An 8,418-nucleotide genomic window follows, 5' to 3' on the forward strand; every position below is an offset into this window, starting at 1 on the left:
ATGACTCGTCTTTTTTGTATGCTTTCATACCTCTATCAATTGCATTTTTAACTCCTTCTAAATAAGAAAATCCATATTTTTTATCTGGCTCTAAGTAAGTTCCTTCAGCCCACTCATTCCATGCGTTAATAAATAAAAACTCGCTGTTATAAAAAGAGTAAGTACGATGAATTTGCTTGCTTAAATATATGGTGAACTTTTCAGGGGTAGAACCTACAAAGATGCTGCTATTTGCGTTTTTACGTCGTGCAGTATTATCCCAATCAACAAAAGCCCCAGGAAATGTTTTTTTCTTTGGGAGCGATCGTTGTAATATATACATCCATACTTTATCGTAGTCCCAAACATTCAATTGCATATCAGAATCATATATGACCTTATTTATGTCTGAAGAGCTATCATGGGCAATTGTATAGAAAGGTTCAAACTGAATGCTAGCATCGAATCCATTTATATTAGGTAGTGGAAAACTGTTTAATGTTTCAGCAAAGTATATGCCTTTTAAACCATTTTCTCGCGCTAATGCATTCCAGTAATTAAGCATTTTTTCACAATCAGGAATATGTCCTGGACGATAAATAATGAATAGAGGTTTATCATCTATATAAATATATCTCTCATCTTGGAAAGCCTGTAATAAATAATCAAAGTGTTCCTTCCAATCAGATATATCTCCGTAATCTTGAGGCATTAATATATGTTTATCGAGACCATCCCAAGATTTTGTCCATGGTTCATTTGCCCAAGAAAGACAAAAAGGGAAGTCAGGTTCCTTCATCTTTAGTACGTCATTAAAGGGTGTTTCTAATAGTCTTTTTCCCTTAAACCAATAATGATAATAACAAAAACCATATATACCGTATGCTTTAGCGATTTCTGCTTGCCACTTTCTTACGGAGGGGCTAGTTAAGTCATAATAAAAATCTTGATAAGGTTCCCTCGGTTGATAATGTCCTGAAAATAAAGGGCGTGCACTTTTAGTATTTGTCCATTCAGTAAATCCTTTCCCCCACCATCGATCATTTTCTTTAATTTGATGGAATTGTGGTAAGTAAAAAGCGATTATTTTCAAAGTATATCCCCCTCATGTTTTTCGTAGTTCAATTGTTGGGAAGGTATTCTTGATTTGGTGGAGCAATTTTAAAACAAGAGATATGTTAGCTGTTTACTGCTTTTTTATGGTATGTATTGAATTTGTTTTTACAGCTTACTTAATAAGAGAGTATTAGGTAATTTGATATATAGCTGAAATAGAAAGTGCTTTTCGTCATGAAATTAAGTGTATTACGTTGAATAAAAGGAATTAAATTTTTTGAAGGACAAAGAGGGCTTGAGGTAATCGATTTACATCATCAAAAAAGTCTTGTAGCTTTAAATATTTCTCATAATGATTTTCAATATAAGTCCTAGGTATAACGGTTTCTCCGTAAAAACTACTATTTCTAACATCCCCTGCACCAGTAGCGCTGTGGACAAATTTTCCGTTTTCATAATCCGAGATAGCGCGATGTATATCTGGAAAAGCTTGAGATAAAGTTTTATGCCATCCTGTTTGAATTAATTCAGGATGTTCGTGGAATTGTTGACAAAAATCAAGAAAATAGCGCGCTTGTGTTGTTGCGATGAAAATTCCACCAGGGCGAAGAACTCTTGAAAATTCTTTTATCCAATTTTCAGCAGTTTCTTCGGATAAATGTGAGAATACAGAATAAGCGAATATGATATCTAATGAATTGTCACTAATAAATTCTACAGGGGGATGTGGACTTGCTGTTTTATATATCCCTCTTCCTAGTGTTTCATTACAAAGTGTGATCATCGCAGGATCCACATCAATGCCAAGTAAATTTTGATCAGAAGCATCTTTAAATAAGAAGCGTATAATTCTTCCCCATCCGCAGCCGAAGTCTAAAACTTTACTTTCTTTATTCACGGGAACACCTAAATTCTGGGCGTATTGTTTTATATAGCTATAAAATAAATATGCTTCATAAAGAGCATGTTCATAGGAAGCACCTACAAATTGTTTTTGAATTTCTTCAGGAGGAAACCTAGGTACGGGAACCCCATTTATCGTTGTTTGGGAACAACTTTGTATAAATAAATTTAGAAGTTCAACATCAGATAGTGAATTAACAAGATTATCAAAATCACTTCCTAACTTAAAGTTATGCATTTGTCAAACCTCCGAATTATATAGTGATTAAACCTTATTTTCTTGCTTTTTACTAATAAAAACATGTAAAAATTCAGCATCTAACCCGAGTGATCTATCCTTTTGTAAATAAACAATGGTATACATATTTGTGTGTGTATAAATATATTCAATCATATCCTGCCCCCAATCGAACGTTACTAAAGACCCATTCTCATCAATAGGGTTTCCGTGATAAATGGGCTCTTCAATATATTCAATCACCTCTTTATTCAATCTTGCTCTTTGCACAGTTTTTGTGAGTGTATGATACCAAGGGACAGTAAATACATGAGCGCCGCCAGGTTTTAATACTCGTTCTATTTCTTTAAAGGCTTTGTTTGGCGTCATTACATGCTCAAAAACGTCTTGAGTAATGAATAAATCAAAAGATTCATTTTCAAAAGTCATGTCTTCTAAGTTCTCACATCTAATTCCTTGAAAGTATTGGCCAAGAGGATAGTTTTTAAAGTATTGAGAATATGTATAGTTTTTACAGTTTTTTAATAGTAGCTGAGTTGTAATTCCTCCAGGAGAGGATTCGTGGATACTATAGGAATCCCATTTTGGAAAAAATGTGTGTAAAGTATGGATTAAAGCTCGCTGCCTTGGGATAGAGTTACATGTAGAACATAAATAATGATCTCTAAGCCAATCATTATGCTCTATAAATGTAGCTTTCTTTTCGCAAATAACGCAGTACCCATTATTGTGTTTCAAATTGATTTCCACACGACATCACTCCTATGTTACATGCAATCTATTTATGGAAAGTATGATACACGTCAACAATCGGCGAAATCAAAGGGAATAGGTGAAAGTTAGGTATCTCTTAAAATAGCGATTAGGAAAAGAGAATAATCAGTCGAAGAGAACCCGACTCGAATTAAAGTTTCACTTTATGCTATGCGATGCATTAGCTTTTATTCATAGAAAAATGTATAGACTTAAAGTATCCCTCTCGTGTATGGGTACATTTCAAAGTCCTGTGCATATATTTCTGTAACTAAATCCATAGTTTCTTTATCATAAAAGCTTTCGTATGTTGGAAATCGTGGGAAGGCTTCATCTGTAATGCTAAGTTCTGCATAGCTCCCTGCATAAATCATCTTGTGGGCGCGATGATGATCTGAATTTGTAAGAAGTGCTAAATTGGATTTTATCAAATCGTACGTGTGTTCCAGTTTGGTGATTTGTGCATTAAAATCTTCTAAAGGAATATAACATTGGATGAAGTTTTCTTCACCAGGGACGTATTGTTGGCTAAAATGTATATCTATTGCTAGGGAATTGGAACCAAATGCCTGAACGTAATATAAAAATTGTTTAAATGATATTCCTTGATTACTATATTTATCATTATAAAAATAATGACGGATACTTTCCCATTGGGGGCTAGCGTATGGATTGTCAGCAAGTAATAGAAATGAGCTGACAGCCCTTGTATAGGGATTTCGCACAAGTTTACAAACATCCTTTTTACCTTCTAGAAGACCATTCTGTAACTCTGGTATGTAATTTATATTGTTCTTATACACCCAGAATTCATAGTAATGAATAAAGTCATTGTATTTCTTTGCTTCAGTAAATAATCCAATTTGAAAAAAGAACCAATTAGCTAATGCGGTGCATCCGCTTCTGTGACTCCAAAATAGTATAAGGGGAAAGTCTTTATGGTAATGCGGAATTCGGTCTTTATGTAGAATTACATGATTTAAAAGCTCTTGATTTATATTTTTCATGAGTTTCGCACTCCTTTTTTTGAGAACCTTGTGTATGTAGAAGTTTTTTTATGGGTTAAACAAGTGAGGATTGTTTATTAAATATATTCATGGGGATGAGTAAATATTATGAGTGTTTTTGCAGTCAATCTGAATAAGGAAGTTCTTCCAAAATGAAAATAGAAAATAAAGATAATGAAAATTTATAACAAACATACAATGATAAGAAGATGAATAATCGAAATGATCCAGTTTATTTGTGTATGTTTTTAGGTTTGACGATGGGAAAAATTTATTACTAGAGAGATGATATTATGAGGAAGAATAATTATTTAATAGTAGGTGGAAATAGTTTCATTGGTATCAACCTCGCATTGGGTTTATTGAAACAGGGGCAAAATGTAAAAGTATTTTCCAGGCATATAAATAATTTTCCTCAAAATATTATAAGTGAAGTTGAATTTATTAAAGGTGATTTAGAAAATGTTGAGGATATATATAAGGCTTTAGTGAATATAGATATTATTATTTATTTAGCTGCGACGTCTAACGTAGCAACTTCAATTGAAGATGTTTTCGGCGATATTAATAGCAGTTTATTTTTTCTTAATTTCATGGAAAGTGTTAAAGATTTTCGTATTAAAAAAATTATATTAGCTTCTTCGGGAGGCACAGTTTATGGTGAACCTGAATATTTGCCTATTGATGAGAAACATCCATTAAGACCACTTTCCCCGTATGGAATAACAAAAGTTTCGCTCGAGAATTATTTGTATTTTTATAAGAGAAAATATGGAATAGATTATGTTGTATGTAGATATTCTAATCCGTATGGAAAATACCAAAACCCCTTAAAAAAAGTTGGGGCGATAAATTGTTTTTTGTATCAGCATCTCAGTAATGAAAGGATTAATATATATGGGAATCCAGAGGAGATTATTAGAGATTATATTTATATCGATGATTTAGTTGAAATTACTATACAACTAGCACAATTAAATCAATTGAAATCTTGCGTATATAACATAGGGAGTGGCAAAGGTCTTTCTTTAAAACGAATTATTGTGGAACTAGAGAAAATAACAGAAAGAAAAGTGGATTTTATCTGTTATAAACAAAAACAAGAGAACGTCCAAAGAATCATTTTAAATATTGATAAGATAAAACAAGAATTGAATTGGGAACCTAAAATAGATTTTAAAAATGGGATTAGATTAAATAAGCTATGGATTGAAGAGTTCTTATATAGTAAAAAATAATAAACCACACTCTACTTGTATTTAAGCAGAGCGTGGTTTATTATTTTACTTCTTTTTCTATTACCCAAAGGTCTTGATGTTCCCACCAAAATCCTTCAGTATACTTTTTGATGATTGGGTTATAGGGCAATAATTTAATTTTGTCACATACGTAAGAGGGGCTAACTATCGTTTGTCCGTACTGATTAACATCTAAATCGAATTGTTCACTAGAAGAGAGAAACCAATAGCCCTGTTCGTTTAAATTTGGAAACCCGAAATATTTTTTACTTTGATAGCCATGGGTTGTGAAAATGAATAAACCACCAGGTGAAACAGCGTTATACAATGTTTGAAGCCAACGAAACCAAGTTGTATCAGGCATATGAGAAAAAAAGGATAGACAAAAAACAATATCGTACGTAGAGGAGTCTAATTTTAACTGTTCGGGCTCAAGATGAGATAATATAGAAGGATTATTTAATTTGTTTTCAATAAAGGAAATGGCCTCTTCGTGTATATCACAAGCGGTTATACTCAAATTCGCTTGTAGATTTAATAAATGACGTGTTACGCAGCCGTATCCAGATGCAAACTCTAACAATTTGATTGGATTGCCTGTAGGAGGATAAAGGGAAGTGATTAAGTCTAAGAGTATTTGTGCTGAGTTTTGCCCGTCTTTAAAATAGTAATCTATCGCTTCTTTTTTTGATGGGAAAACGGGATTAGTGACAATGAACTGAAAGATATGATCCTCAGGATGGATACTTGCATTTACATTGTAGCTGTGTGCGATTTGAGAAATTAAATCTTTATGTTCCTCTATAAAGTCTTTCAAAGAGTATTCCCCCTTAAATAATAGTATCGCCTTACAAGAGATATTGATGGCAGAGAAAGCATACGTTTAAATTTTTAAGTATGCTTTAAGATACTTTCTATATGTATACATTTTCATTTTAGAAATGTCATCGATAGTAAAGCTTTCTTTAATGAAATTTTGCATTTGCACAACTTCATTGTAATGGGAATATGAATCTTCTGTTCTTGTTACACTATTTAAATGTCGTCTATGATAGTTTAGGGGGGCTGGATTGAAGTAAATATCTCCCTCTGTAAGAAGAGAAACATAGAAGAACCAGTCACCAGCTATTTTGAACTTTTCTAACTGTTTTTCTGTTTTCTTCATATCTATATTTTTAAAAACTACACTCGAGACATTAGGTATAGTGTTTTTGATAAGTAACGTATCTTGTATTTCGTCGACGCCTTTTCGAAAATAGGGGGCTTTCCATTTCTCTTCATCGATATCATTTGTGTAATTTAAATAATGATTAGCCAATACATTTCCTTGTTCGTCTATTTGTTTTGATTGTGTGTAGCTTAAGGCAATATTGTTATTTATATAAAACCCCTGCATCACCTCTTGTAAAAATGTCTTATCGCATAAGTCATCGGCCTCTGCAATCCAAATATAATCACCAGTTGCTGCAGTGACGCCTTTTATCCATTGTTTAAATACAGAACCAGAGTTTGTATCATTAATAACCTGTTGAACCTTCAGATGGATCTTATTTTCTTTTGAGAGCAGTTCTTTAAATGTTGATACGCTATGATCAGTGGAGGCATCGTCTAAGAAAATTAGTTCGTAAAGAGGGTAGGTTTGGTTTAATATTGATTCGATTCGATCAGGTAAGTATTTTTCATAATTATAGTTTGGTATGATTACGCTTATCTTTTTGTAATTATGTTCGAGAAGATCTAGTAATTGATAAATGTAAGTAAGAAAATTGAAGTTTTTTTCGATAAGTTCTTGGCCAAAGCTTCCCTTTTGTAATCGTAATCCCTCATCATGAATAAATTCATATATTTTTTCTAGCATTTTGGGTAAATTTAAAAAGTCTACTAAGGCACCAGTTTTTTCTGTAACAACATCCTCAAAACCTCCAGCATTTTTAAACCCTATAACAGGAAGTTTTGCATCTAATGCTTCTAAAACAACATTTGGAAAAGGATCTTCCCTTGAAGTTAATAAGTATAAGTCAGCTCCGGCGTTATATAATCCGATATCGGGAGTAGGATCGATTACTGTGAAATGTGCTTTATGTTTAGGGGGCAGTGTATTCAGGGATTGAACGTCTGTTCTCCCTACCCAAATAAAATGAATATCCTTGTGAGTCTTTCTTACTGAGTAAGAGATAAGTGAGAATAGATCGATTCCTTTTCGATAATCTGCGAAGCCTACACCCAGGATGATTTTGCTATCTAGAGGCAGGTTAAGCTTCTTACGTAACTCATTTCTAGCTTTTGCGATATTATTCTTATAAGGATTGTGGTTAAACAAACCTTGAGGGAGAATGTGACATTTTTGAGGATCCAATTCAGTGATTGTACGAAATTTTTCTTGTACGTATTGTGAAGGGAAAACAACTTTGTAAGCAAATTCAGCGATGTTTTTAGCTTTCCCTTCAGCAGAGTACTGTTGTATTAAATGCGGTAATTCATGTATTAATGAAACAACTTTTATATTGTGTCTAGCTAGTAATGCGACGATATCGCCACTTATGACAGTGCTACATATGGCGAGGGTAAAATCCTGTGATAATAAATCCTTTATTAATAATTCGACCTTTTCTTTTGTTTGATAATCTTGCTCGAGACAATAAACAGGACCGTACTTTTGGAAATCGGGAATTAAAATACCGGATCCAATAGAAATAATTGCAACAGAGTAATCAAAGTTTTCTTTAAGAGCCTTAATAGTATGTAAAGAAAGTAGCTGTGCTCCGTGGAAATGGGCATCATGGGATACATAAATTATCTTTTTATTAACATGCATTTCATAACGCCTCCTAAGTTTATTAGATTTCTTTTCCTTTTTGTTGATTAAAGGTAAAGAAGAGAAATGTTTTATATATAATCCCCTAGAGATGAGTAGAAGGGGGGCGTACTAAAAGAAAAAATATTATCCTTAATATATATTTACTTGGTCTCGCATTCATTCTTTAGAAAAGTATTAGTATTAAGTTAGAGAGTGTAGTCTGCAGATTGTTAGTTTGAATACATACGTTTATGAAGTTCTAAGGATGTGTTAGAAATTAAGAGAGGGCAAAGCTTTTATAATTTATAAAATAAAAAAGATAAAAAGTATTGACGATTGATCTACAGGGGTGTAATATAGGACAAGTCGCCGATGACATTAACGTCGCAAGCGACAAACGAAATGAAAAACTTAGTTGACATTAACTAATGAAGATGTTAACATAAG

General features: G+C 32.9%; 7 protein-coding genes. 1 reads left to right on the forward strand and 6 read right to left on the reverse strand.

Annotated features, from left to right (window positions below; translation table 11 throughout):
• The 4 genes from DN400_RS16625 to DN400_RS16640 all read right to left on the reverse strand — a co-directional run.
• The coding region (locus tag DN400_RS16625) for a glycosyltransferase WbsX family protein (RefSeq protein WP_097913987.1) at positions 1 to 1,072 on the reverse strand (1,072 nt) is incomplete at its 3' end.
• Between the two features lie 231 nt (positions 1,073 to 1,303).
• Positions 1,304 to 2,176, reverse strand: a complete 873-nt coding sequence (locus DN400_RS16630) for a class I SAM-dependent methyltransferase (RefSeq protein ID WP_000551407.1) — start codon at positions 2,174 to 2,176, stop codon at positions 1,304 to 1,306.
• Between the two features lie 27 nt (positions 2,177 to 2,203).
• Positions 2,204 to 2,926, reverse strand: a complete 723-nt coding sequence (locus tag DN400_RS16635) for a class I SAM-dependent methyltransferase (RefSeq protein WP_000405127.1) — start codon at positions 2,924 to 2,926, stop codon at positions 2,204 to 2,206.
• Positions 2,927 to 3,141: 215 nt separating this feature from the next.
• The gene (locus DN400_RS16640; RefSeq protein WP_000790050.1) at positions 3,142 to 3,936 is read right to left on the reverse strand and encodes a sulfotransferase family 2 domain-containing protein; all 795 of its coding nucleotides are present in this window, start codon (positions 3,934 to 3,936) and stop codon (positions 3,142 to 3,144) included.
• 293 nt (positions 3,937 to 4,229) lie between these two features.
• Between DN400_RS16640 and DN400_RS16645 the strand changes: the two genes are divergently transcribed.
• A complete protein-coding gene (locus DN400_RS16645; protein WP_001230828.1) occupies positions 4,230 to 5,174 on the forward strand; it encodes an NAD-dependent epimerase/dehydratase family protein in 945 nt (314 codons plus the stop codon).
• Positions 5,175 to 5,214: 40 nt separating this feature from the next.
• Here DN400_RS16645 and DN400_RS16650 read toward each other — a convergent pair whose 3' ends face one another.
• Positions 5,215 to 5,991: a class I SAM-dependent methyltransferase gene (locus DN400_RS16650; protein WP_065229657.1), complete on the reverse strand. Its 777-nt coding sequence runs from the start codon at positions 5,989 to 5,991 to the stop codon at positions 5,215 to 5,217.
• 66 nt (positions 5,992 to 6,057) lie between these two features.
• Positions 6,058 to 7,989: a glycosyltransferase gene (locus tag DN400_RS16655; RefSeq protein WP_147801762.1), complete on the reverse strand. Its 1,932-nt coding sequence runs from the start codon at positions 7,987 to 7,989 to the stop codon at positions 6,058 to 6,060.
• Positions 7,990 to 8,418: the final 429 nt, after the last annotated feature.

The sequence above is a fragment of the Bacillus sp. AR8-1 genome (genome assembly GCF_008042345.1).
GTDB classification, from domain to species: Bacteria; Bacillota; Bacilli; order Bacillales; family Bacillaceae_G; genus Bacillus_A; species Bacillus_A cereus.

Bases quoted from the DNA above. Each gene is read 5' to 3' on its own strand.
- DN400_RS16630 (WP_000551407.1), bottom strand. From the start codon at position 2,176: ATGCATAACTTTAAGTTAGGAAGTGATTTTGATAATCTTGTTAATTCA.
- DN400_RS16640 (WP_000790050.1), bottom strand. From the start codon at position 3,936: ATGAAAAATATAAATCAAGAGCTTTTAAATCATGTAATTCTACATAAA.
- DN400_RS16645 (WP_001230828.1), top strand. From the start codon at position 4,230: ATGAGGAAGAATAATTATTTAATAGTAGGTGGAAATAGTTTCATTGGT.
- DN400_RS16655 (WP_147801762.1), bottom strand. From the start codon at position 7,989: ATGCATGTTAATAAAAAGATAATTTATGTATCCCATGATGCCCATTTC.